This is a genomic window from Arhodomonas sp. KWT2 (genome assembly GCF_041949875.1).
Classification (GTDB): Bacteria; Pseudomonadota; Gammaproteobacteria; order Nitrococcales; family Nitrococcaceae; genus Arhodomonas; species Arhodomonas aquaeolei.
In genome coordinates, this window is the sequence record NZ_JBHFPQ010000021.1 from 1 (window position 1) to 23,295 (window position 23,295).

At 60.5% G+C, this 23,295-nt stretch carries 22 protein-coding genes and 1 pseudogene; 3 read left to right on the forward strand and 20 right to left on the reverse strand.

Annotation, left to right across the window (positions count from 1 at the left end):
* Positions 1 to 184 (forward strand): annotated as a pseudogene (locus ACEZHJ_RS01225) (glutathione S-transferase); the annotation flags it as partial.
* A 177-nt stretch (positions 185 to 361) separates the two neighbouring features.
* Here ACEZHJ_RS01225 and ACEZHJ_RS01230 read toward each other — a convergent pair.
* From ACEZHJ_RS01230 to ACEZHJ_RS01310, 17 genes are all read right to left on the reverse strand, one after another.
* Complete coding sequence (locus ACEZHJ_RS01230) at positions 362 to 1,336, reverse strand: IS110 family transposase (protein ID WP_375036148.1); 975 nt, start codon at positions 1,334 to 1,336, stop codon at positions 362 to 364.
* 261 nt (positions 1,337 to 1,597) lie between these two features.
* Positions 1,598 to 2,020 (reverse strand): HepT-like ribonuclease domain-containing protein, encoded by a 423-nt coding sequence (locus ACEZHJ_RS01235; protein ID WP_163139378.1) that lies wholly within the window; start codon positions 2,018 to 2,020, stop codon positions 1,598 to 1,600.
* Positions 2,021 to 2,033: 13 nt separating this feature from the next.
* A complete protein-coding gene (locus ACEZHJ_RS01240; RefSeq protein ID WP_163139353.1) occupies positions 2,034 to 2,348 on the reverse strand; it encodes a nucleotidyltransferase family protein in 315 nt (104 codons plus the stop codon).
* Positions 2,349 to 2,695: 347 nt separating this feature from the next.
* Complete coding sequence (locus ACEZHJ_RS01245) at positions 2,696 to 4,105, reverse strand: mannose-1-phosphate guanylyltransferase/mannose-6-phosphate isomerase (RefSeq protein WP_375036150.1); 1,410 nt, start codon at positions 4,103 to 4,105, stop codon at positions 2,696 to 2,698.
* A 90-nt stretch (positions 4,106 to 4,195) separates the two neighbouring features.
* Positions 4,196 to 4,861 (reverse strand): sugar transferase, encoded by a 666-nt coding sequence (locus ACEZHJ_RS01250; RefSeq protein WP_163139718.1) that lies wholly within the window; start codon positions 4,859 to 4,861, stop codon positions 4,196 to 4,198.
* A 2-nt stretch (positions 4,862 to 4,863) separates the two neighbouring features.
* On the reverse strand, positions 4,864 to 6,051 hold the full coding sequence (locus tag ACEZHJ_RS01255) for a UDP-N-acetylglucosamine 4,6-dehydratase (protein WP_163139720.1): 1,188 nt from the start codon (positions 6,049 to 6,051) through the stop codon (positions 4,864 to 4,866).
* A 191-nt stretch (positions 6,052 to 6,242) separates the two neighbouring features.
* Positions 6,243 to 7,403: a DegT/DnrJ/EryC1/StrS aminotransferase family protein gene (locus tag ACEZHJ_RS01260; RefSeq protein WP_163139748.1), complete on the reverse strand. Its 1,161-nt coding sequence runs from the start codon at positions 7,401 to 7,403 to the stop codon at positions 6,243 to 6,245.
* Positions 7,400 to 7,957, reverse strand: coding sequence for a sugar transferase (locus ACEZHJ_RS01265; protein WP_163139750.1), 558 nt, complete (start codon positions 7,955 to 7,957; stop codon positions 7,400 to 7,402). The genes ACEZHJ_RS01260 and ACEZHJ_RS01265 overlap by 4 nt, the downstream gene beginning before the upstream one ends.
* A 77-nt stretch (positions 7,958 to 8,034) precedes the next feature.
* Complete coding sequence (locus tag ACEZHJ_RS01270) at positions 8,035 to 8,934, reverse strand: sulfotransferase (protein ID WP_371807609.1); 900 nt, start codon at positions 8,932 to 8,934, stop codon at positions 8,035 to 8,037.
* Complete coding sequence (locus ACEZHJ_RS01275) at positions 8,889 to 10,139, reverse strand: glycosyltransferase family 4 protein (RefSeq protein ID WP_163139724.1); 1,251 nt, start codon at positions 10,137 to 10,139, stop codon at positions 8,889 to 8,891. The genes ACEZHJ_RS01270 and ACEZHJ_RS01275 overlap by 46 nt, the downstream gene beginning before the upstream one ends.
* Positions 10,126 to 11,265 carry a non-hydrolyzing UDP-N-acetylglucosamine 2-epimerase gene (gene wecB / locus ACEZHJ_RS01280; protein WP_240466217.1) on the reverse strand — a complete coding sequence of 380 codons (1,140 nt, stop codon included), beginning with the start codon at positions 11,263 to 11,265 and terminating at the stop codon, positions 10,126 to 10,128. Before wecB ends, ACEZHJ_RS01275 begins: the two co-directional genes overlap by 14 nt.
* Before the next feature lie 30 nt (positions 11,266 to 11,295).
* Positions 11,296 to 12,399: an NAD-dependent epimerase/dehydratase family protein gene (locus ACEZHJ_RS01285; RefSeq protein WP_163139728.1), complete on the reverse strand. Its 1,104-nt coding sequence runs from the start codon at positions 12,397 to 12,399 to the stop codon at positions 11,296 to 11,298.
* A gap of 11 nt (positions 12,400 to 12,410) precedes the next feature.
* Positions 12,411 to 13,436, reverse strand: a complete 1,026-nt coding sequence (locus ACEZHJ_RS01290; protein WP_163139730.1) for an SDR family NAD(P)-dependent oxidoreductase — start codon at positions 13,434 to 13,436, stop codon at positions 12,411 to 12,413.
* Between the two features lie 146 nt (positions 13,437 to 13,582).
* Positions 13,583 to 14,812 (reverse strand): hypothetical protein, encoded by a 1,230-nt coding sequence (locus ACEZHJ_RS01295; protein ID WP_375036149.1) that lies wholly within the window; start codon positions 14,810 to 14,812, stop codon positions 13,583 to 13,585.
* Between the two features lie 5 nt (positions 14,813 to 14,817).
* Positions 14,818 to 15,609: a glycosyltransferase family 2 protein gene (locus ACEZHJ_RS01300; protein ID WP_163139734.1), complete on the reverse strand. Its 792-nt coding sequence runs from the start codon at positions 15,607 to 15,609 to the stop codon at positions 14,818 to 14,820.
* A gap of 46 nt (positions 15,610 to 15,655) precedes the next feature.
* Complete coding sequence (locus tag ACEZHJ_RS01305; RefSeq protein ID WP_163139736.1) at positions 15,656 to 16,309, reverse strand: class I SAM-dependent methyltransferase; 654 nt, start codon at positions 16,307 to 16,309, stop codon at positions 15,656 to 15,658.
* On the reverse strand, positions 16,290 to 17,603 hold the full coding sequence (locus ACEZHJ_RS01310; protein WP_240466218.1) for a lipopolysaccharide biosynthesis protein: 1,314 nt from the start codon (positions 17,601 to 17,603) through the stop codon (positions 16,290 to 16,292). Before ACEZHJ_RS01310 ends, ACEZHJ_RS01305 begins: the two co-directional genes overlap by 20 nt.
* On the opposite strand from ACEZHJ_RS01310, the gene ACEZHJ_RS01315 reads away from it, so the two are divergent.
* Positions 17,520 to 18,005, forward strand: coding sequence for a transposase (locus ACEZHJ_RS01315; protein WP_163139740.1), 486 nt, complete (start codon positions 17,520 to 17,522; stop codon positions 18,003 to 18,005). The two genes, ACEZHJ_RS01310 and ACEZHJ_RS01315, sit on opposite strands and share 84 nt — an antisense overlap.
* A gap of 194 nt (positions 18,006 to 18,199) precedes the next feature.
* Here ACEZHJ_RS01315 and ACEZHJ_RS01320 read toward each other — a convergent pair whose 3' ends face one another.
* The 3 genes from ACEZHJ_RS01320 to ACEZHJ_RS01330 all read right to left on the reverse strand — a co-directional run bounded on the left by ACEZHJ_RS01320 (position 18,200) and on the right by ACEZHJ_RS01330 (position 21,391).
* A complete protein-coding gene (locus ACEZHJ_RS01320; protein ID WP_163139742.1) occupies positions 18,200 to 19,171 on the reverse strand; it encodes a ParA family protein in 972 nt (323 codons plus the stop codon).
* The gene (locus tag ACEZHJ_RS01325; RefSeq protein ID WP_163139744.1) at positions 19,168 to 20,352 is read right to left on the reverse strand and encodes an ATP-binding protein; all 1,185 of its coding nucleotides are present in this window, start codon (positions 20,350 to 20,352) and stop codon (positions 19,168 to 19,170) included. The genes ACEZHJ_RS01320 and ACEZHJ_RS01325 overlap by 4 nt, the downstream gene beginning before the upstream one ends.
* Positions 20,353 to 21,025: 673 nt before the next feature.
* Positions 21,026 to 21,391: a MarR family EPS-associated transcriptional regulator gene (locus ACEZHJ_RS01330; RefSeq protein ID WP_163139746.1), complete on the reverse strand. Its 366-nt coding sequence runs from the start codon at positions 21,389 to 21,391 to the stop codon at positions 21,026 to 21,028.
* A 601-nt stretch (positions 21,392 to 21,992) separates the two neighbouring features.
* On the opposite strand from ACEZHJ_RS01330, the gene ACEZHJ_RS01335 reads away from it, so the two are divergent.
* Positions 21,993 to 22,886 (forward strand): DUF4351 domain-containing protein, encoded by an 894-nt coding sequence (locus ACEZHJ_RS01335; protein WP_018718426.1) that lies wholly within the window; start codon positions 21,993 to 21,995, stop codon positions 22,884 to 22,886.
* Positions 22,887 to 23,295 lie beyond the last annotated feature (409 nt).

The window sequence follows — 23,295 nt, forward strand, 5'->3', positions numbered from 1 at the left end:
TATGGATGCCCGCCTCGCCGAGCAGCCGTTCGTCGCCGGGGACACGTTCTCCATCGCGTACATCACCGCGGTGGTGAGGGTGGACTTGGCTGCCGGCCCCCTGGTGGTCCAGCGGGACGTTGCACCCCCGCACGTCCGCCAGGGGCACGCGCGCGCCCGCCCACGACCCACCGCATCCGCGTGAGCGCACCCCATCCTCCCCAACCACCACCCCAAGTAGGTCGGCTGCTCCTGGCAGCCGACATCTCGGGCGCCGCGACAAGGGACGTTGGCTGCCGGGAGCAGCCAACCTACGACACCCAGCAGGAACGTCGCACACGGCCTATGGCCGTGCCCGACCTACGCTCAGGTAGATACCGTCTTACCCCTGTGCTTGCAAGGGGATGTTGGGATCGAAGGATTTGCCGGACTTGAGCACGCCGTGGATGAGGTGGAGGAGCTTTCTGGCGGCGGCGCACACGAGGGACTTGCCTCTTACGCCACGCTGTTTGAGCCGCTCGACATAGGCGCGGATCACGGGGTTGTGTTTCATCGCGCACAGGGTGGGGAAGTACAGCGCCTTGCGCAGGGCGGCGTCGCCGCATTTGGAGATCCGGCGCGGGGCACGCACGCTGGTGCCTGACTCGTAGGGCCTGGGGTCGAGCCCGGCGAAGGCGACGAGCGACTGGGCGCGACGGCAGCACTGGATCTTGGGCAGACGCACCAGCAGCTCGGCGATGAGCGTCTCGCCCACGGCGGGGATGCTGGCGAGGCGTTGGGCGGCGTCGTTGAGCTCGTCGCAGGCACGGATCAGTGTCTGCATGCGTTCTCGGGTCTCGCGGATTTCGGCGTCATAGGCCTCGAGCAGGCGCTGCAGCGAGGCCCGGGTGGTCTCGCCCTGGGTCTCGAGGCGGTTGTAGAGCTGGGCGCGTGAGTGGCGCAGTCCGCGCAGGTGGCGGTGGAGCTCGCGCAGCTCGTGCATGGTTGCGCTCGCGGGCGCCCAGAAGGGGAGCGTCTTGGCCTGGGCCACCTCGCTGACGCTACGGGCATCGATCCGATCGGTCTTCGCGCGCTGCAGCTCAGAGCGCGCGTGGTGGATGACCTGCGCGGGGTTGAGCAGGTGCACGCCGTAGCCGAGGGCGTAGAAGCGCTCGGCGAGCGGCTCGCTGTAGATGCCCGTGGCCTCCAGGGCCACCACCGCCTCGGTGAGCCCGAGTGACTCGAGCCAGCGGTGACAGGCCTGCACGCCCGCGGCGGTGTTGGGGAAGCGCCGCTCGTGCCAGCGCTCGCGCCCGGGGGGCTGGATGGCGGCGTGAAAGTCGTGTTTGGCGACATCGATGCCGAGGGTGACGGCCATGACTCCTCCCTTTGAGCACGAAGCAGGGGTTGCGGGAGCACCTGTGCGGGAGCGCTTCGTCGCGGCCTAACCTTGTCTGTGCAGGCTCTGAGTGCCTCAGGCCTTGGATACCGTTCGGGCTGTATGCGACAAAGATAAAATGGGGAGCAGGGGGCGAATCTACCTCGCAGGCTCTGTCCTGCAGGCCGAAGGTTGGCTACAGCCTCCCTGCTCCCCTCTCTCCCAGGCGTCCCCGGGACCGACACTAAGGGCTACAAACCCTTACCGTCGAAAACACAAGGTCGGCTGCTTCTGGCAGCCGACATCTGGCCCTGATACGCATGAGCCATTCTTCCGGCACCTTGCACGACGTCGGGGAAATCGGGATTCCGGCTCTTGCAGGCGCACATCCAGTTCACCGGCCAGGCGAGGCAAGTCCTTGCACGCGACATTCCAGATGATTCGGTCATTCACCTTTGCGTAGCCGTGGATCAGGATGTTCCGGAGATCCACCGCTGCACGAAGTTCCGGGATCTCTTCAGCCAGCTCCGGTGCAACCTTCTCCAGCTGACCCAAAGCCTCGCCGACAATCTCGAGTTGCCGTTCCACCGCTGAGCGTAACAACGGATTATTCAGATACTCGGCCTCGTCAGCCCCGTCGATGAAGGAAGCGACAGCTCGAGCGGCTTCACGCGCATCCCACAGTTAGGCCCTAGGATCACGCCGCATGGACCTCTTCCCGGCTACGATCAATCTCGGCACGGACATAGGGGTTGCGAGTGCCATCCACAGGGAGCAGGTCGACAGGACGGTCCAGGATTTTCTCCAGCTCAGCACGGAATGCCAAATATTCCTGCAGCGAGGAGGCGGCGGCGCTATCCGGCGCGAACTCCACCAGGAAGTCCACATCCGAGCGACGATCATCGAAATCCGCACCCCGCGCCGCCGAGCCAAACACCTCCAGGCGCCGCACACCGTAACGCTGACAAGCTGCGACGATATCCTTACGCTTGCGTTGGATCAGGGGGTGCATGGCGTCAATCTATCCGGAGTCTGGTTTCTTTCGTGCAAGCCTATCAAACCCCAGGCAAAGGCCACCACTTGCCCGGGATCGGCTGGCGACAATGCCACGGGAGCTCGACGACCGCTGCGTATCAGCAGGAACGCCGCACACGGCCTACGGCCGTGCCCGACCTACACCCCAGGTAGGTCGGCTGCTCCCGGCAGCCGACAATCAATCATGGACACGCTTTAACCCGCCTCAAGTAGGTCGGCTGCTCCTGGCAGCCGACAGAGCGGGTAGGTCGTGCACCGCAGGTGTGCGACATCCCAGGCCTCCGAACCCGTAGCTCGGCGACTCCCGACAGGCCCCCGGCCCGACTACTCCCGCGCATAGGCATCCTCGAAGCGCACGATATCGTCCTCGCCGAGGTAGCTCCCGGTTTGGACCTCGATGAGCTCCAGCGGGATCACCCCCGGGTTCTCCAGCCGGTGGGCCGTGCCGAGCGGCACGTACGTCGACTGGTCCTCGGTCAACAGGAAGCTCTCCTCCCCCCGCCACACGCGGGCCGTGCCCTTCACCACGATCCAGTGCTCGGCCCGGTGATGGTGCATCTGCAGCGACAGCTGCTGCCCCGGATTGACCGTGATGCGCTTCACCTGGAAGCGTTCCGCCGAGGCGATGCCCTCATAGGCACCCCATGGACGATTGACCCGGCGATGGACCGTGGCCTCGTCCCGGCCCTCCGCCTCCAGGCGCGCGACGATGCGCTTCACGTCCTGGACGCGCTCGCGGTCGGCAACGAGCACCGCATCCGCCGTCTCCACGATCACGGCATCCCGCAGACCCACCGCAGCGACAAGACGCCCTTCGGAACGGATATAGGAGCCCTGGGTATCCTCGGCCACGACGTCGCCGATCAGGACGTTGTCCGTCTCCTCGCTTCGCTCGCCGACGGCGTGGAGCGTCCCCCAGCTCCCCAGGTCGCTCCAGCCGCAGTCCATGGGCACGACCGCGGCGTCCCGCGTGTGCTCCATCACCGCGTAGTCGATGCTCTCCGCCGGGCAGGCCGCGAATGCCGCCTCGTCCAGCCGGATGAAGTCCAGGTCCTCCTGACGCCCGGCCCACGCCGCCGTGACCGCCTCGAGGATATCCGGCCGGTACGCCGCAAGCTCGTCCAGGTACCGCTGTGCGGCGAACAGGAAGATCCCGCTGTTCCAGTGATACCCGCCCTCGGCAAGGTAACGCGCCGCTGTCTGCGCATCCGGCTTCTCGACGAACGCATCCACCGCCTGCACGCCGTCGGCGATGGCCGCACCGCTTCGGATATAGCCATACCCGGTCTCGGGGGCATCGGGAATGATCCCGAACGTCACGAGGTAACCCGAACGGGCGTGATCCATGCCGCGGGAGACCGCGTCGTGAAAGGCACTGACATCCCGTACGAGATGATCGGAAGGCGCGACGAGCAGCACCGCCTCCGGATCCTGTTCGAGGGCCCACATGGCCGCGGCCGCGACCGCCGGCGCCGTATTCCGCGCCGCCGGCTCCAGCAGCATTGCGCCCGGCGCGATGTCTGCGGCCTGGAGCTGTTCGGCGACGAGGAAACGGTGATGCGCATTCGCGACTGTCACAGGCGGCGCACTCTGCGGGACACCCGCAATTCGCAACGCCGCCTGCTGCAGCAGGCTGTTCCCATCAACAAGCGAAATATACTGCTTGGGATGGCGGGCCCGCGAAAGCGGCCACAGCCTTTCCCCGGAACCACCGCACAACAGTACCGGAATTATCGGCTGCACCCCCTGGCTCACAAACGTCACGACTACTGCCGAGCCACTCTACAAAGACGGCTGGCACTCGCTATGTAGCGCATCAAGCCGTTACAGCTTATCGGCGAGTTCATTGGGGGGATTGGGCAGCCCCGGAAACAGCCGCCAAACGATCCGACTCCCCGGGAACAGTACTATCCAAGCCGTGAGCCCGATTAGAAGGAAATACAGCCCCGGCCCACGTCGTGCCACGTACCACCTCTCCAGCTCCCCCTTGTACGGCATGATCAACCGGTCATACAGATCATCCGGATCCTCCACGCCAGCGTAGAGCGATTCCTCACCGCGAAAAACGATGGAGCCGATTCCGGAGAGTCCCGGTCGGACCTTGACGATATCGGCCTGTGCCTCTTCCGGGAAGGCATCAAAACACCGGCGTGTCTGCGGCCGGGGGCCGATAATGCTCATGTCGCCGGTCAGGATATTCAGGAGCTGGGGCAGCTCGTTGAGCTTCGTCTTGCGCAAAAAACGCCCGAACGGAAGGACACGAGGATCATCGGTTACGGTAACCGTACCGGTCCCCATGTTAGGGCTGTTTTTCAACATCGTGGCGAACTTGAGCAAACGGAACGTTCGCCCCCCTTCTCCCACACGGTCCTGACGAAAGAAAACCTCCCCCTCGCCCGTGAATCGAAGGATAAGGACGACAGGAATCAGCAAGGGCGCCAGGACAAGCAGCGCGATCGCCGAAAACAGCATATCCAGTACGCGTTGCATGATCACATCCGCCCATCCAGATATCGGCCCGTTTCTTTATGGGCAAACTCCGGAACCAACTCATTGAAGAGCTCGACGAGACCGCGTTTCTCCCAGCGGCCGGCAAAGCGCAATCTACTGACAGCCCTCAGAAAATAGTCGAGCTTGTCGGCATCGTACTCGGGCGGGTTACGGATCACACCCAGGTTCCGGAAACGCTCCCAGTCCAGGTCCTCGCCATCCGTATAGAACTCTTCGAAGTCCTTCTCACCGGTCGTGTCACTGGCAAAGAAATAGCAGGGCCACTGCCCTTTCGCGGCCATCTCCTCCACGCTGGCACGCGCCTCCACCTCGGTCGAACACGCGACGGCCTCGTAACCCAGCGCGGCGAGATAGCGCACGGCGATCTCGGAGAACGTCGTCAGGTGCAGGCGTTCACTCAGTTTCGGGAAGAAGACATCGCGGTTCTCCCCGAGCATGCAGGAGAGCAGGCAGAGTTCCCCCGACTCCCTGTCCGTGACGAAATAGCGGCGTACATCGTTGGGTGCGGACAACGGCTGCCGCTTTAAGAGGCGTTGATTGAAGCCGTGAAGAAGACTTCCGTCGGAAAAGGCCACATTCGCGAAACGGGCCATGGATACCGGGAGGGTTTCGCTCTCGCGCATCAGGAACAGCTCCATGATCCGCTTGCTCGCCCCCATCATATTCGCCGGGGCCGCCGCCTTGTCCGTGGACACGCAGAAGTACTTACTCGCCCCCTTCTCCCGAGCCCAACGCGCCGTGCGCAGGGTATTCTCGATATTCACCTCGACCATGCGCATGAGGCTGTACGGGTCCTTTTCAGACCGCACATGCTTTAGCGCCGAGAGATTCAGAACATAGTCATAACCACACTCCTCCCGCATGAGTGCGTCGAACGGGACGGAGCCGGCGTCGAGCGCAAATGTGCGGAAATCCCCGTCGATGTAGCCGAGGCTACTCCGCAGGTCCCGCACCAACTCCACCAGGTTGTTCTCGCTGATATCGACCACGTCGAGCGCCGCCGGATTACGGCGAAAGACCTCCCGCACCACCGCCTGGCCGATGGTCCCTGCCCCACCGATGACCAGGAACCGCCCCCCGGCCACCCGCTCAGCGAGTTCGCTTCGGTACCGCGTCAGGTCCTCGTCAAACAACGGCGCCTCGCGCCCGATTAACGAAAGAACGTTCATGCGTTTCCGTTTCCCTTCAGATGTCCAAGTGCGTGGATGCAGCCCGCTTCGCTCCATTCACGCCACTGCTACTGGCCGGCGTGGCAGAGATGGGCCTAACACGTATCCCGCTTACTCGAGGCGGTCAATGATGTCCACGGCGGTGTCCTTGTGCAGGTCGGCTGCCTTTGGCATCCGATAACCAAACCTGCCTATTGAGTCGCCTCCCCCAACACATCCCGGGCGACGTCAGCGATATGGGCCATATCGGCCTCCGTCAACGTGGGGTGCACCACGAACATCAGGCTTGTCTCACCAAGCTCCTGAGCGGCCGGCAACCGCTCGTCAGGACGCAATCCGATCCCGTCAAACGCCTTCTCCAGGTACACCTCTGAACAAGACCCCTGCATGCACGGCACCCCACGCTCCCGAATCGCAGCGGTGACTCGGTCACGATCCCATCCCGCTTTGAGACGTTCGGGCCGGATAAAGGCGTAATACTTGTAATAGGCATGGCCGATATATACCGGCGGTACGGTCAGTCGCAAGGCGGGCTGCCCTGAGAAAGCCTCAGTCAGCACTTGTGCATTAGCACGCCGTTGCGCGCTCCACTCGGGAAGCTTCCGTAACTGAACGCGACCGACAGCGGACTGCATCTCGGTGAGACGCCAGTTGGTCCCGAACGACTCGTGCAGCCAGCGGAATCCCGGCGGATGTTCACGGTTATACACGGCGTCCCAGTCCTTGCCGTGATCCTTATAGCTCCAACCCCGGCGCCACGCGCCCTCGTCCCGGAACAGCACCATGCCACCTTCTCCTCCGGTGGTCATGATCTTGTCCGTACAGAACGAAAACGCCGCCGCGTCGCCAAAGGACCCGACTGGGTGGCCGTTGATCGTGGCACCGTGAGCCTGCGCGCAATCTTCGATCAGCCTCAGATCCTTCTCCCGCGCCAACTCGATAAACCCCGGCATGTCACATGGCCATCCGGCCACGTGGACCGTCATGACGGCGCGGGTACGCTCCGTGAGTACGGCACGCGCCGTTTCCGGCGTAATGTTCTGGCTGACCGGATCGACGTCCGCAAACACGGGTCGTGCCCCGCACATCACGATGCTGGAGGCGGAAGCCAGGAACGTGCGAGGCGTAACGATCACCTCGTCACCCTCTCCGATCCCCAGGGACCGCAGAGCAAGCTCCAGCGCTACGCTGCCATTCGCCACCGCTACCGCATACGGTATGCCGTGGAATGCCGCGAATTCGCGTTCGAACGCCCGTCCCTCCTCGCCATTCCAGTAATTCACGCGCCCTGATGCCAGGACACGTTGTACAGCTTCGATCTCGTCGGCGTCATGACTCGGCCAGGGTCTCATCTTGTTACCGTCCACCAGATATATCGGAGGTCGCTCCGGAACGACCAGTTCTCCACGTACTCCCGGTTGAGACGCACCTTGTCGGGGTAGATGACCTCGCGGTTATACGCCTCCGGGTCCTCCTGCGCAGCCAGTAACATCTCTTCATCGCGATACTTCAGCGTTGCCGGCCCGGTAATTCCTGGCCGGACCGAGAGGATCACCCGGTCCGCGCCCTTAAGCACATCGGCGTAGCCCGGCACGTCCGGCCGCGGTCCGACAAAGCTCATATGCCCGAGAAGTACGTTCCAGAGCTGCGGCAGCTCGTCAATCTTGGTGCGACGGAGCGACCGGCCGAGCGACGTAATCCGGGGATCATCGCGGGTCGTGACAGTCGTATCGACAGTACGCGACGGGCGCATGGTGCGGATCTTGACCACACGAAATACACGCCCGTGACGACCAACACGATCCTGAGTGAAGAAACCGTTGGCCCGAGTGTCTACCGTCGCCGCCAGCCAAGCTAGAACGATCAGCCAGCCGGTGAACAACAGTCCGAAACCCGCCGCGCCGATGTCGAAGCCACGCTTGAGCGTTGCCTGCGGCACCGACAGCCCTCGCGGTACCGACCCGGCCTCAACCGCCTCCGACGTCACACATACCCCATCGCCTGCCGCGTCTCGCCAACCAAAGGTGCCAGCCGATTCACCAGGTCCTCCCCCAGCTCGTGACGACCTCGGCCAACGCTCTTCGCCGAAACATCGCGTACTGCTCTGGCGAGCTGCGCCTCCGACACCTCCAATCCGAGAAATCCGGCGATGCGGGAGAACTCATCCAGCGGGCGGTCCACGAAGTGTTCATAGCGCACACTGCAAACGCGCTCATGCGGCAGTTGTTCAAGGGCGTTGTGCGACATCTCGACGCAGCGCTTCCACTGAAGCGCACATACCTCCTCCAGGGAATATTTTTCCAGCAGGCGCTGCATGCCGTCGAGTTGAGGTCCCCAGAACGCCAGGCGCTCCTCCCCGGAGAAGAGGCGATAGACCCGATTCCAGAAATAGCGAAAAGCATAGTAGGGGAGATCCGTCGCCGGCACGAAGCGCGCCTTCCGCGCCAGATAGGGAATATCCAGCTGCGCCTTCCAGCGCTTCATCGCCGACCCTACCGCATCAAAGCCATCACGGTAGATAAAAAGATAGCGGGCCTGTGGAACCACGCGATCGACGAACGGGACGCGCAACGAGTTCGCACACGTCTTCTCCACGACCGTATGAGCCCGGTATCTGCGTGCTACCCAGTCGAACTGACGACGAATATATTTTGCAATGGTTCCATCTGCCATCGACGGAACAAACTCATCCGACCCGTACCGCACATTCCCATGGCGCCAAATGTAGTTGATCTCGTCGCATGGCCAGGTGGCGACACCCTCGAGCGAGCACAGCACATCCCTAAGCATATTGGTTCCGGAACGCGGCGCACCAATTATAATAACGTCCTGGTGTGTCACTGGATCGAGCGCTCCCTTTCTTTCAAGAGCAGACTGGACCACTTCTCGAGCATCACCGCCTCGGAGAAATCAATAGCCGCCTTCTTCTGAGCCTTGGCGCGCATTTCATCCCGCCAAGAAGGATCATTGGCCAGCTCCGCTAGCAGACGCGCAAGCGCCTCACTGTCTCCCACGGGCACAGCGTAGCCATATCCCTGATTCGAAACGTCCTGGGCCAGCTCGCTCTCTTCTTCCACAGCCACGATCAACGGACAGCCCTGTTCTAAATAGGTCATTGTTTTACTTGGGTATGCGTAGCGGTACATACCAGGCAACAAACTCACGAAACCGGCGTCCACCTCACGCATGACGGCCTTGGCCACCTCAACAGGCTGGTGCCCCAAGAAGCGAACCCTGGCACCACACTTTCGAGCCTTTTCCTCAAGCTCCGCCTTGGCCACGCCGTCACCCATCAGGATGAACTCGACGTCATCGCTTTCCTTAAGCCGCTCCATTGCCTGTATTACCGACTCCAGTCCCTGAAAGCGTCCAATATTGCCGGCAAAAACTACCGTAAAGCGGTCAGGGGAGATTTCGAATGGCGACTCCGTCGGTATCGGTCCTTCCGACGGCAGGCTGAAATTGTTGAGTATCGCGATGGAGAGCCGATCGCCACCAGGCCGTTCTCTTAGTGTCGCCTCCATGTCGGCCGAGAGCACGACAACCGGTTCGGCCCGCCGGCAGCTCCAATTATCCAGCTTTCGAAGCAGACCAAAGACGAAAGGGTGCGCAAACTCCCCGGAAACCCGGCCCACCTCCGGGTGGATATCCATGCAGTGATAGATGAAGCGTGCACCGGTTAGCTTCGCCGCGAGCGCCGCAGCAGCTCCTCCAAGGACCGGAGGTGCAGTCGAAACCATGATGACGTCGTACCGCCGGCTTAAAGTTCGCCAAAGCAGCGCAAGACCAAGTCTCAGCGCATTCACGATACGTACCACCGGCCGACGAACCTCGTTAGGCAGGTTCAGGCGGATGACTTCCACCCCGTCTACATGCTCCCCTTTTGGTCGGCGAACGTTCTCGAGCCCGGCCTTGTAGGAGGGCTGCGAGGACAACACCTCGACCCGGTGACCATCGTCGCGCCAGCGGCAGACAATTCGCCGGAGCATCGACGCATACGGGGGCGCATCCGGCCAGTAGTATCGGTGAACAGCGAGAACTTTCAGCGGAGAGGACTCGCCGCTATCGCCGCTCTCAACTCCAGTCATAGCGGCTGAATTGGTCCATATTTCGCCAGCGGTTGGCCAGCTTGGCCGTACCTGCGATCAGGCGCACAACCCGTTCGGAGGTATTACGTACACGATATTCGGCGGGTATTTCACGCTCGGTGCCGGAGAACACATCTCGGTCGGCCGTCGCGATGCGGACCCCCTCCACCAGCACGCGCCTGTCGAGCCCCGTAAGGGCAATGGCACCGGCATCGAGCGCCTCCGGCCTTTCAATGGAGCGCCTGAGCGTAACCGCGGGAAACCCCAGAATAGAGGCCTCCTCGCTGATGGTTCCGCTATCGGACACGGCGCAGAACGCATGCATCTGCAGATGGTTGTAGTCGAAGAACCCGAACGGTTTGAGAAAGCGAATGGCTTCGCCGCCATCCTCCAATCCCTGTTTCTCCAGGCGATTGCGGGTACGGGGATGCGTAGAGACTACTACCGGATAGTCGAATGCCTCGTTGAGGCCCTTCAGGGCATCCACCACCTTACGGAGGTTGTCCCGGCTATCCACGTTCTCTTCCCGGTGTACGCTGACGATGAAATACTTGCCGCGCTCCAGACCCAGGGTATTCAGGACATCGGACCGCTCGATCTGCGGCAATACATGCTCCAGCACCTCCCGCATCGGCGAGCCGGTCAGATAGACAAATCGGTGCGGCAGCCCTTCGCTGAGCAGATGCCGCCGCGCATGCTCGGTGTAGACGAGGTTGAAATCGGCCAGATGATCGACCATTTTCCGGTTGATCTCCTCCGGAACGTTGGCATCGAAGGAGCGATTGCCGGCTTCCATGTGATACGTCGGTATCTTCATTCTCTTCGCCATCAAGGTGGCGACGGCGCTGTTGGTGTCACCCAGCACCAGCACGGCATCGGGCTTCTCCTTCAGCAGTACCTCCTCCGCCTTGATCAGGATCTCCCCGAGCGTACGCCCCAGCGATGACGTGTCGACGTCGAGAAAATAGTCAGGCCGGCGCACGCCCAGTTCCTCGAAGAATACGTCGTTGAGTTCGTAGTCGTAATTCTGTCCAGTGTGCACGATCTTGTGGTCGACTACCCGATCCAGCGCGGCCATCACCCGGGAAAGACGAATAATCTCCGGGCGAGTACCCAGGATGGTCATAACCTTCATATGCATCATAGACCTGGACAGTTAGCTAACGGGTTCACGATAGGTATCGGGGTTGTCCGGATCGAAAATCTCGTGGGACCAGAAAAGTGTCAACAACTCGCCTCCGCCGACATTCGTTATGTTGTGCGTGTGGAGTGTCGGCATATCCACGAAAGCGGGCTCGGAACCGCTCACGGGAAACTCGATCACCCGGTCATCGAACATCCGTCGCAACCGAATAATGGCCTCGCCCTGGAGAACCAGAAAGCGCTCCACCTTATTGAAGTGGAAATGATCGCCCCGAGTGATTCCGGGCTTCGTAGTCGAGAGAAATGCCTGCCCCCCATGGTCCGTTTTTACACCCTCGAAGAGGGCGCCCCGATTATCGGCATGCAGCTTCAGCGGCCTGGGGTAGTAGTCCGGAAACAGATACGAGCGGAACGTATTGAACAGCCGCAACTCGAAGACATCTCGAAACTCCGGGATAACGCCAGCCCGATAGCGTTCCGCATGCGCCGTTACCGAGTTCAGCATCTCGGACACGCGCATCTCGCGACCCGCCGGACGCTGCTCTCCCGTCCTGCCGGAGCGAATCGCGGCCAACGCCAGCTCCGCCACTTCCTGAGCGTGCAACAGCTCCAGCTGCCCATCATGCGCGATGGAGGGCGTCTCCCCTCGGGCCAACTGATAGCAGAACGTCGAAACCACGGAATTGTAGTAAGGTCGCCCACACTCTCCAAACACATGGGGAAGCACCAGATTGGTAAAGCGCGCGCCTCGCCGATCCGCCCACTCTGCGAAGATCTCGGCGGCCTTCCGCTTAGACTGGCCGTACACGGTATCCTTGTCTATGTGGGTTGACGACGAAAACACCACGTGTGGCGTGACCCCCGCCCGCTCACATGCCGACGTCAATGACTCGGCGAGTCCTACGTTGACCTGACGCATTTCGGCATCGTCCCCGCGATTCATCCCGGCCAGATGGATAACCGCATCGCAGTCACTGACGAAGCGCTCGAGCGCCGTCGCGCTGTCAAAGAGCTCACGTCCAGCAGCCACCACTTCAACACCGTCTTCGGCCTGCAGCCGGCATCTCGTGTGCCAGCCAATGAGGCCTGCGACCCCGGTTACACCAATCTTTACCATGCGTCCTCCAGTCATTTTTTCCCCGCGTACCACTCGTCCAGCTCGCGCCGAACCTCAGGCAGTGACAGGAGCAGCTCCCTAAGTTCCGCATGATCAAGCTGTCGGGTGTTATGAGAATGGTAATCCTCCGTTACTACCTCTTCAGGGTCGCCCTCAGTGAAGTACTTGGAATAGTTCAGGTCTCGGGTATCCAAGCGAATTCGGTAGTAGCCCCCCATATCTTCGGCGCGACGCAATTCCTCGGCGCTGGCGAGCGTCTCGTACAGCTTCTCACCGTGACGCATGCCGATAACCTTTATCTCGCTATCCGCCTTAAACATTTCAATGAGCGTTTCCGCCAGCATGTGTACCGTGCATGCTGGCGCCTTGCGCACAAATACGTCGCCCTGTTCCGCATTCTGGAAAGCGAACTCCACCAATTGTATTGCCTCCGGCAACGCCAGCATGAAACGGGTCATACCGGGCTCGGTGATCGTAATCGGCCGTCCTTCCTTGATTTGTTTTATGAATAGCGGAATCACGGATCCCCGGGAATACATCACGTTGCCGTAACGCACGCACGAGACCGTCGTATCCCCCGGCCCCAGGTCCCGGGTCGCAGCCTGGGCAGTTTTCTCCATCAGGGCCTTGGTCATCCCCATCGCATTGATAGGCATTACGGCCTTGTCGGTGCTCAGGCACACCACGTGGCGGACTCCATGCTCCACCGCAGAGTCCACGACGTTGGCACTGCCTATGATATTTGTCTGCACCGCCTCCAGCGGAAAAAACTCACACGATGGAACCTGCTTCAGGGCCGCAGCATGAAATACGAGATCCACCCCGCGCATCGCCTTGTCCACAGAATGCCGGGAACGCACGTCGCCGATGTAAAACCGCAGTGCCGGGTTCGAGTACTCTATCCGCATCGCTTCCTGCTTTGCCTCGTCCCGGCTGAGAACACGAATATGCTCGCAGCCAAGCGACAAAAGCCGATCTGTCATTTCACGGCCAAACGAACCAGTCCCACCAGTAACCAATACCGTATTCTGTTTCATTTCACTCTACGCACTTGCAAGATCGTTTCATGAAAACTTTCATTGATTATATGGAACAAAACATAACACCAACAAATACCACTGCATGCTCGACGCCGTCTACTATGCACCGTCCCAGCCACTTCAGCTTCAAACATTCTCACCCTCTAACCAGCCTCTGACGAGCCTCCGGCGAATACCTCATTGATACGCTCACGACTTCTTTTTCTCAATGTTCCGGATCGCCCGAAACCTCGGGGTCGCGTGCCGGCATCACCTAGCCCCGTCATTCTTAATACATCAAAACCCGACCACCGACATCCTGCCAAAAGCGATGACATAAAGAAGTAAATATTCGGCCCATATGCCATCCCCTTCGTATTCAGCACAACGCCCAAAACCAACCACATCAACGCAACTCTATTAAAGCCAAACGCCCTAATGCACAACCAACCAATCAACAAAAAAAACAAGAGCACGAACAGCGCACCACCATAATTATACATAATTACCCAACCAATATCAGACATCCTCTCCGCGGCGCCGCCATAAACTATCTCCCCACTACCAAAAATGTGCTGCAAGACCCCGTCATTATTAAAGAATATATGTCTATTAACAAGCGCAGTCACCGTCCGCAACCCTCCGGATTGCAACTCTGCAAAGAAACGCCTAAACACCATTTGACCGAATAGCAGAACGACGGCTGAAACACCAAAAATCGCAAAAACAACTCGACCCGGATTAATTCGACGAAAGAACACACTCAAAAAAATTCCAACAGCAACTAAATTCGAGTTCACAAGCTGCGTCACCATAGTCATCACCGTGACGCCTCTATAACCCAGCACCATAACCGAAACTATCACCATCATAACGGGGCTCATATAATTAACGCCATTTGACAAACCAAATCCGCGCACCTCCAAATTATACGGCCGAAGGTTTACCGACGACTGCCCCATGAGATGATAAAGAAACACCTTCACGTCTTCTGGCCACAAAAAAGTGACCGCCCAAAACAAGAACTGCACAACAAAGGCATCCAAAACAATCTTTCGAAGACGCTCAGTGGAGTTCTGCACATAAAGCACCCCGATCGTGACACCGGGAATTACCGACATACCGATAAGCGACAACGTCCTAACAACGAACGATACGTCAAACTCATGCACACTCTCCAATGTCAGAGTGTCCCACCAGACCGACTGTATCAATAACAACCACAGCAGAGCATAGAAAAGATGCCCTAGACCAAAAAATACCGCACGGCGCAAACGACTATTAATGACCGCCAGACCTGAAAACGCAGCACCAACGCCTAGCGCCAGATACAAACTTCCGTAAAATAGCGAAATCTTGAAAAAGACGATAAAAAATATCGCCTCCCAAAACACCCTCATCACTTCCCCAGAATTCTCTTCAAGTAGGGAACACCAAGCGCATAGGTTAGCCCGTATCTAAGACGTCTACGCCAAGCCAGCCTTCGCCAGTTTTTCATAAGAAACTGGCGCTTTCCTCGCATTTGTCTTCTCGGATCCGCCGTTATCCTTTCGTCGTTATGATGATAAACAGTGACATATATCTCCTCAAAGACGCGCGCGTTTGTATATTCCGACGCCCTCAGAAAGATATCGGTATCTTGCCCCGACACAAGATTTTCGTCCCAGCCCCCAACATCCCTCAAAAGTCCGGCATCAAATATCGCGCAAGACGTATTCACTTGATGGCCAACGCTAGAAAATCTTTCAAACAGCGATTCTCCCTTTGGGGTCACACAAGCTTCTTCGCAGCCATTCACAATAACTGCCGATAACAACACAAGCTTTTCATGCCGACACTCTACTAAATACGCCATTAATTTCTTTACATCCTGAGCCGCGACGTAATCGTCGTCATCGAAAAACCACACCCAACGCGCGCGAACCCCATTTTTAAATCCTATGTTTCTCGCCGCACCGCCTCCGCAATTCTTGTCTTGAAAATACCATTCCACATTCGGATACGTCTTTTTCAGCATTAGATAGCGGTCATCCCATGGTGGACCACTGCTGTCATCTATAACCGCGACAGCGAAGAAATCCCCAATCAAGCCGGCTACGGCCTTGAGCAATCTTTCAAGACGTTCGGGCCGCCTAAACGTTGGCACTACCATTTTTAGCACAGCCTCGCCATCCGGTGACCTTTCAGCCATAAGAAGCCTCCCCTGTTCTCCCAAAACCCCCTCTCAAAGTCTCCTCTCAAATGGATTTTTCTGACTCGTCACCGTTAGAGACATTGAAAACAAAAAAACGATGATAAGGCACCTCAGGCACCCTGTAAGACCGATACAACTTTAATCCTAGCGCTTCAACGTCTGCGACGAATTTCTTTTGTGAATATCCACGTTTATTTACCTCCCAGTAGTGTTGCCCGTCAAACACATGCCGTCGCAGTCGGATTTCCGGAATATTTAGCATGGCCATCTTAAATCCGAAACCGGGAAGACGAAAGCCCATGCCTACGCTCCGCCTTGCGTCCGGTAAAGATAAAATTAATCGTCGGGTCGTAACTCGCCGAACCTCCTTAAGCGCTTTCAAAGCGTCTTCATACTGCATGTGTTCCAGCATTTGAAAACACGCAGTGACCTCAAAAGACCCATTATCGAACGGCATAGCCGTTGCAGAACCAACGTAGTCAGGCCTCAATTCTGAATCGATATCCAACGTTACGACATTAATACCGAACAGTGCCGCAACCGCCTTGAAGACACCTGGACCAGGACCGATTTCTAGTGTCGACCGGGGACTCAATCTCATCAGTTCATCGAGCTGATGCCATACGCTCGCCCACCGATGTTTTCCAAGATAACCGGAGAACCCGTAGTGCTCCTTACTAACTTGTTTTTCGTACACTGTTTTTCTCCCAGTCGCATTTATACGAGGTAACAATAACCCAAAAAATTAGGCACACGTAGGCAACAGCACCAGAAATAGAAAAAAGTGCCACGGCCATTATTTCGTTACTATACACCATTAATCCAACACCTAACGCGGCCACTTTGCCTCCAGTGCTGAATATCTCATAGATCAATAGTCCTCGTTGCAGCCCCAGTACGGGCACGGCCATCACGCTCGGCCGATTAATGAAATTAAAATAATACATCAGGGATAGCCACCTAGCATACTCACCCGCGTCGCTCCATTCCACTCCAAATAGTGTGGCGAATATCCACGGCCCCCAAAAAAACACTACTGCGAAAGGCATAAGCCCCACAACTCCTAGCCCGCACGTGGCTTTAAGCAACAGCGGGGACGCGCTTTGTTTACGCTTATTAACTTCCGCGAAATATGGGTAAAATACTCGCCCCACGGATTCAGCTAACAAGCTCGAGGGGGCACCCATTATACGTTTACTCAGTGCATAAAACCCTGCAGCGGACGGCCCCACAAGCGTAAATAAGAACAACACTGGGACGTTCTGTGACGCCGCATTTATTACGTTCTGTGGCGCTCTATATAATGGAAAATCTCGGTATTTATACGCGAGATCGTATAGTGAATACCGCGATTTTTTATTACGAACAATTTCCGGGGGGATTCCTTGCGGTAGCGCCCCGAAGCCTAGCATCAAAGCATGAGCACCTATCCCTATAACGTAAATAGTGATTAGGGCACCAGAAGAAGGGTAGAAAAGACCTATTGCCGATACTGACGCGTTCACGAAAAGAGCGTGGAGAATGGCCGCTCTGGCTGTCTCTCGGAACGCCTTTTGACGCACTAACCACTGCTGTGCCGTTTGCATCCACCCTGAAAATAACAGCGCAAGCACAAATAGAGGCCAAAAGGTTTCGAGTTTGTCTGCGTTAATCACTCTAAAAATCGAGTCACCGACACAATACAACGCCAAAGCTAAGAGAATTGCGAGACCAATAGAAACATTAAAGGATAGACGTGCCACACCCCATGCATCGCTTTCATTCTTCGGTAAGACAACGGACACCGGGTAAGCTAACGCAGCCAGTGGAATAACGGTAGCGGCGCTTGCTAAAAATGTACCCAAAAGCCCATACGTCTCCGGTCCATACAAGCGGGTTATGATAGGTGCGAAGGATAGGTTTATTAGTTGGGCACCGGTGGTTCCCGACGTAACGACGGCGACGTTCCGGAGAAACGTACTGCTCAGCAGGTTGGTGACTGGCTTTCTCAACAGGTAGTCCAGATTTTTTTACACAATGGAGCATTAATATGGCGGGGCGACTTCCGCCGGAGGTGCCACGTTGGTGATGGCGTTCCGACGCGGGCGTTCAAAAGTGCCGATGCCTTCGTCGCCTACCTGAGGTTGGACGTACGCCTGCGCCAATCCGGGGGCTACGAGGGTCAGTCCAAGCTAACCAAGCAGGGCGAGAGCGAATACCGACGGCTGCTACACAACGCCGCCCGGGCCGCCGCCCGCCGGGATCTCAAAGCCTACTACGAGCGCCTGCGCGAGCGCGGCTTCCAGCCGACCCAGGCCCATGTTGCTCTCTCCCGCAAGCTCGCGCGCATCGCCTTCAGCCTGATGAAAAACCAAACCACTTATGACCCGAGCAAAATCGCCGCGGCCGCTTGACACCGGACATAGAATCTCTCCCATAAAGGGCGAGGGGCCCGGAGTTTCCGTAGGTTGGCTGCTCCTGGCAGCCAACGTCCTAATACGGCGCATCGGGACCGGGAATGTCGGCTGCCTTGAGCAGCCGACCTACGTACTGCCCCTTTCGTCGCATACCGCCGGTGGCCGCGCACGACCATCGCGATGGTGTTCCGTCAGTGGGCACGCTGTTCAATGGCGTGCGCCAGATCCCTGAAGTCCCGGTAGCAATTCTTGACCGCCTGGACGTGCGAGCCGATGGCTCCGTCGGCGGGCTTAAGGTGGAACATAGGCTTGCGGGCCTCCTGGGCCATGGGCATGAGGCTGCGGTAATCCTTGAGCGCGGCCAGGCATTCCGGGTCGTCATTCACTCGCAGGGTCTCGCGGTCTCTCTCGTCCAGGACGTACTGGTGATAGGTCCGCGGGATGCGGTCCATCCACTTGCCGTAGGCCTTCACGGGGCGGTCCAGGCGCACGGAATGCTGCATGACGACATAGCCGATCGGGTTCATGTGGCCTTCGGGAACCTCCATGCCGGGCGGGCACTCGTTGAGCCGCTTCCGCCAGTCCTTGCGCCAGGTGCGCAGGGTGGGACCGAGGTTCTGCAGACCCTTGAGGGAGAAAAGGTCCGGCCCGAGCGGCACGACCACGTGATCGGCCGCGATCAGGGCGGCGCGGTTGATGGCGCCCAGGTTGGGGCCCACGTCGACCAGGGCCAGGTCCGCGTCGCGCTTGGCGCCGGCCCGTCGGATGACCTCGGCGAAGGCACCGATCACGCGGAAGGCGCGCCGGTCGCCGTCCAGGCACCGCGGCCACTGCTGGGAGAGCTCGTCCTCGAAGCCGGAGAGGGCGAGATCCCCCACCAGCAGACCGATGTCGTCGACCTCTTCCACGTACGGCTCCTCGATCCCGCCTTCGCCTTCCAGTAGGGGGCGAATGGGCGCCAGGGCGGTGTGGGTGCTCCGCCCCTCCGGCCAGAAGGTCTCGAGCCGATCCTCTTCCAGGAACATGGTGGAGAGGTTCGCCTGGGGGTCGAGGTCGGCCGCCAGGACGGAGCGGCCCTGGTCGGCGAACATCCAGGCCAGGTGGTAGACCAGTGCGGTCTTGCCTACCCCGCCCTTGTTGTTGAAGAAGGCAATGGTCTTCATTCGGCAGCCCCCACGGTGACGGCCAGGTAGGTGGGCTCGAAGTGGAACAGCGGCTCGGGGTTGCCGTTCTCCCGCAGGTGGCGCCTGGCCAGCGGAATCCCGAAACCGAACCGCTGCACATAGCCGAGGATGTGCATGGCCTCCGCCAGGAGGGGGTTGCGATAGTCGGTCACGCCCTGGCCGAAGTTCTCCCGGGTGACTTGGCCGTAGAGCCCGCCGGGATTGTGGATTTCGATGCGGTCGTTGAACCAGTAGATCCGCACCGGGGCGTGCGTCGCCTCGTAATCCCGGTGGATGAGGGCGTTGCGGGCGAGCTGGCGCAGGGCGACGATGGGATAGTCCGGCCGGCGCTGCTCCCGGGGTGCGGCCCCGATGTCCACCGCAACCTGAACATGAACGTCGAAGAGCTCATCCAGCTGGGCCATGACGCCCGGCAGGGCGCCCGCCAGGGTCTTTGCGTCCTTGATGGGATCGGCCAGCTCGGCGCCATCGATCCGCAGGAACTGGACGTAGGCGCCGGGAATATGGGCGGCCGGGTCGTTACCGAGGACCAGGAGGGCACCGTTGTTGGGTTCGTCGTTCGTTAAAAAACGCAGGGAGCGAAGCTGATCCTCGGTGGTGCGCTGGTTCTCTTCGAGCACCTCCGGGGAAACGGCGTTGGGGAGATACTCCCGCCGGAAGTAGTCGAGATCGAGATCGGCGAGGCCCGTACCCACCGCGGGGCGGTGATCGAAGGGCCGGTCTCCGCCCCGTCGCCGCTCTGTGAGCCGCCGCTCCTGCTCCGGCGTGGCGCGGTGGTTGGTGGTTCCCACCCGCACCCACGTCTGGCCCTGGTAGCGAACCGGCGGCTCGGCGTGCGGCCGGACTTCGACGATGATGACCGGGCAGTCGTCCAGGTCCCGGTGATAGATCTCGACGTCCGGCAGGGGGAGAATATCACCACCATGGGCCCAGTTGGCGAGCTTCTGCTGGGCTTCGTCCAGGTCAGGGAGGCCGCGACAGGCGCCGTCGTCCGCCAGCCCGATCAGGATTACCCCGGGTTCGCCGCCGCCCGCCAGGTCATTGGCGAAGGCGCAGATCGCTCGGCGAATGGCGTGACCCTGGGCGGTGGACGGCTTCAATTCCACCCGCTCGGATTCCCCGCCCTGTTTGAGGGTCAGCAGCGCCTGCTCAGAGAGCATGATTCACGGCCTCCATGGTGCGCATTCCTGTCACAACCCCGCCCCTGCAGCGCACCGCGGCAGCAGGGGTTTCGCGTCGAAGCGCACGGCATTCCCCGCCCCGGCTTCCGGATGACCTCGGCGCCCATCTCGGGGAGTTCCCGATGGATGCACGGCGAGGATGGTGGCGCCGACGGTGCTGAAAGCCGGCGCGGTTGCTTTCGCGGTGATGTCGTGCTCGTGCTCGAACTCATTTCCGGTCCAGCATATTCTCCCAGAATGTCGACTCGATGAGGTGCCCGGGCACGCTACCGCCTGGGATGCAGCGATCCCATCGTTTAAGTTGCTGATTTTTTGGACCCCTGTATCCGTCCGCACACGGCCTTTGGCCGTGCACGACCTACGGGGCGGGACGCCCTCGCCCCTCTCCCGTCCACGGAGAGGGCTCGAGGAGCCGTCTCCCGTCCACGGAGAGGGCTCGAGGAGCCGTGCACCGATTGTCCGTTGCACCGCCGCGCTGTCCAGTACATCGCCGTAGGTTGGCTGCTCGCGGCAGCCAACGTCCTGATGCGGCGCATCGGGACGGGGCATGTCGGCTGCCTTGAGCAGCCGACCTACGTACTGCCAACATCACACGTCGCACCGCACCGGAGACGTCGGCTGCCTTGAGCAGCCGACCTACACGCCCGCCGACCTACATACCTCTGTCGTTGCTGTCTCCGCCGGACGACACGTCGCCCTGCCCGGCCACCTCGGCACGCAGGGTCTCGATCTCCGCGAGCAATTCGCGGTGCTCACGCTCCTTGCGGCGGAGAAAACGCACCGCCAGCGCTGCCTTCTCGCTCGCGCCCTTGGGCGTGAGGGTGTAGAGATAGGCACGCTTGTTCGGGTTACGCCGGAAGTTCTCCGCCTTCACCAGACCACGGTCGATGAGCGCACGCAGGCAGTAGTTCGTCCGCCCGAGGCTGACGCCGAGCGCGCTGGCGAGCTCCCGCTGGGTAAGCTCGGGGTTTGCCTCGAGCAGGCGCAGGGCCTGCAGGCGTAGCTCGTCTGATGCCATGGCCGTGTTCAGTGGCTGAACGATGATCGACTTATTGAACGTGTTGTGGCCCGCGATTGCAAGGCCTGGCCGACTGGGCCGCTCCCGGCGCGCCACGGCCGGTGCCTTCCGTGACGCCGTTCGGTGGGTGGGGCACGGAGGGGCGAGATGATGCCCCACCGGCATGTTCTCGTGCCAGTGCCAAGCGCTCGCTGGATGCGGGCGCCGCCGGTCTGTCGCGGTGGCCGCCGGACCACGCTTGGCGCAGGCCCATAGTGCGTTCGTCACCGGCAGTGGCGCGTTGGAGGGGCGTCGCCGGCCCTGGGCCGCCGGGCTATTTCGCCGGGGGCACGTGGGGCCATACCGTGGTGGCGAGTGGGGCCACGCCGCATACGGCCGGTCGCCGCGCCTACGAACACGGTTTGGGCTGGAGGTCGGCCGCTGGGCAGCCGCCGACGTATGGCGAGGTGAGCCGCGGGCGCGAGCCGCCGATGAGACCGCGCGCCCGGGGACCGCTGCGCGGCCTTGCGGCGAGGCGGCGGTGCCCTGGATGGCCCGCTGTGCTAGGCTGTAGCCCTCATCCGACAGGACGTCGGTCCCCCGGGCAAGGGACGTGCCCCCCATGAACCACGATCAGAACTTCAAGAACCTCATCCTGGACTACCCGCTACAGGCGCTGCGCTTCTTCGCCGCGGAGGAGGCCGCCGCGGTGGACGAGGGTGCGCGGGTCGTGCCGATCCGCCAGGAGCAGCTCCAGGAGCGCCTGGGCGAGCGTTTCCGCGAGCTCGACGTGCCCTTGCTGCTCGAATGGCCGGATGGGCGGCGCGAGGCGGTGCTGTTCGCCCTCGAGGAGGAGAGCGCGGGGCGGCGGTTCAGCATCCACCGCCTTGCGCACTATTGCCTGGACCTGGCGGCGCTGTTCGACACGGCGAGGGTGGTGCCGGTGGTGATCTTCCTGGGCGGCGGCGGGGCGGCGCCGGCGGCGCTGTCGCTGGGCGGTGATCGCCACCGCTACCTGCATTTCCGCTATCTCGCCTGCGACCTCTCGCGCCTCGAGGCGGCGCGGTATCTCGACAGCGACAACCTGGTGGCGCGGCTGAACCTGCCCAACATGGCCTACCCGCCCGGCGAGAAGTTGCCGGTCTTCGCGCAGGCCCTGCGCGGCCTGCTCGGCCTGGAACCCGACCCGGAGCGGCAGGCCAAGTACCTGGATTTCATCGACATCTATGCAGCGCTCGATGATAATGAACGCAAGGAATTCGAACGGCGCTACGCCGACGAGGTAGAGGTGATGAACGCATTCGCCGAGCGGTTCACCCGGCAGGGAATGGAACAAGGGATGCGCCAGGGGATGCAACGGGGCGAGGCGGCGGTGCTCATCCGGCTCATGGAACGCCGCTTCGGGGCCTTGGCGCCGGTGCATCGCGAGCGCATCGAGGCCGCGGACGCCGAGACGCTGCTGGAGTGGTCCGAGCGCATCCTCACCGCCACCCGGCCGGAGGACGTGCTGGAATAGCGGTGGCGGTGCGGTCGGCCGCTATCGAGTGGCCGGGCCTGTCAGGTGCCGCGGTCAGCCGCAGGGGATGTCGCACGCCTGCGGCGCACGACCTACCCGGCACGGGGGTGCCCCGGGCGTAGATCATGCACGGCCACCGGCCGTGTGCGACGTCCCAACAGTTCCGGTAGGTTGGCTGCTCCTGGCAGCCAACACCCACGCCCGGCACCCACCGCGAGCAACGTCGGCTGCCTTCGAGCAGCCGACCTACAGCCCAGCTACGGCCTCCCGGAACGGGTAGGTCGTGCACGGCCGAAGGCCGTGTGCGACGTCCCAACAGTGCCGGTAGGTTGGCTGCTCCCGGCAGCCAACACCCCAACCCGGCGCCCACCGCGAGCAACGTCGGCTGCCTTCGAGCAGCCGACCTACA

What these genes read in the sequence shown, in the direction of transcription:
- ACEZHJ_RS01255 (WP_163139720.1), bottom strand. Translation starts at nt 6,051, where the DNA reads ATGAACGTTCTTTCGTTAATCGGGCGCGAGGCGCCGTTGTTTGACGAG.
- ACEZHJ_RS01250 (WP_163139718.1), bottom strand. Translation starts at nt 4,861, where the DNA reads ATGCAACGCGTACTGGATATGCTGTTTTCGGCGATCGCGCTGCTTGTC.
- ACEZHJ_RS01285 (WP_163139728.1), bottom strand. Translation starts at nt 12,399, where the DNA reads ATGGTAAAGATTGGTGTAACCGGGGTCGCAGGCCTCATTGGCTGGCAC.
- ACEZHJ_RS01335 (WP_018718426.1), top strand. Translation starts at nt 21,993, where the DNA reads ATGAACCACGATCAGAACTTCAAGAACCTCATCCTGGACTACCCGCTA.
- ACEZHJ_RS01330 (WP_163139746.1), bottom strand. Translation starts at nt 21,391, where the DNA reads ATGGCATCAGACGAGCTACGCCTGCAGGCCCTGCGCCTGCTCGAGGCA.
- ACEZHJ_RS01290 (WP_163139730.1), bottom strand. Translation starts at nt 13,436, where the DNA reads ATGAAACAGAATACGGTATTGGTTACTGGTGGGACTGGTTCGTTTGGC.
- ACEZHJ_RS01300 (WP_163139734.1), bottom strand. Translation starts at nt 15,609, where the DNA reads ATGGCTGAAAGGTCACCGGATGGCGAGGCTGTGCTAAAAATGGTAGTG.
- ACEZHJ_RS01240 (WP_163139353.1), bottom strand. Translation starts at nt 2,348, where the DNA reads ATGCACCCCCTGATCCAACGCAAGCGTAAGGATATCGTCGCAGCTTGT.
- ACEZHJ_RS01320 (WP_163139742.1), bottom strand. Translation starts at nt 19,171, where the DNA reads ATGAAGACCATTGCCTTCTTCAACAACAAGGGCGGGGTAGGCAAGACC.
- wecB (WP_240466217.1), bottom strand. Translation starts at nt 11,265, where the DNA reads ATGACCATCCTGGGTACTCGCCCGGAGATTATTCGTCTTTCCCGGGTG.
- ACEZHJ_RS01260 (WP_163139748.1), bottom strand. Translation starts at nt 7,403, where the DNA reads ATGAGACCCTGGCCGAGTCATGACGCCGACGAGATCGAAGCTGTACAA.
- ACEZHJ_RS01275 (WP_163139724.1), bottom strand. Translation starts at nt 10,139, where the DNA reads ATGACTGGAGTTGAGAGCGGCGATAGCGGCGAGTCCTCTCCGCTGAAA.
- ACEZHJ_RS01230 (WP_375036148.1), bottom strand. Translation starts at nt 1,336, where the DNA reads ATGGCCGTCACCCTCGGCATCGATGTCGCCAAACACGACTTTCACGCC.
- ACEZHJ_RS01325 (WP_163139744.1), bottom strand. Translation starts at nt 20,352, where the DNA reads ATGCTCTCTGAGCAGGCGCTGCTGACCCTCAAACAGGGCGGGGAATCC.